This window comes from Lysinibacillus sp. RU7 (genome assembly GCF_057837305.1).
Genome location: NZ_JBYQFK010000337.1, coordinates 1 through 232, shown reverse-complemented (window position 1 = coordinate 232; position 232 = coordinate 1). Strand labels below are relative to the sequence as shown.

General features: G+C 45.3%; 1 protein-coding gene. It reads right to left on the bottom strand.

What is annotated here, in order from left to right; genetic code table 11:
• Positions 1-232: NAD(P)-dependent oxidoreductase (locus AC3II9_RS22625; protein WP_489159035.1), on the bottom strand; the 232-nt coding region annotated here is incomplete at both ends.

Here is a 232-nt window from a genome sequence, read left to right as displayed (position 1 = left end):
AAAATAAAATTGGGATAATCCATCAGTGCCATAAACGGATGTGAATCCGGCATGGGTTCTGTCGTTACCACATCAAATGCCGCACCACCAATTTTTTTGCCTTTAATGGCTCGTACCAACGCCTCCTCATCTACCAGACCTCCTCTTGCCGTATTCACCAGCAAAGCCGAGGATTTCATTTTATTGAACTCAGGGTCGGATATCATATTCCGGGTCTCTGCAATCAATGGCA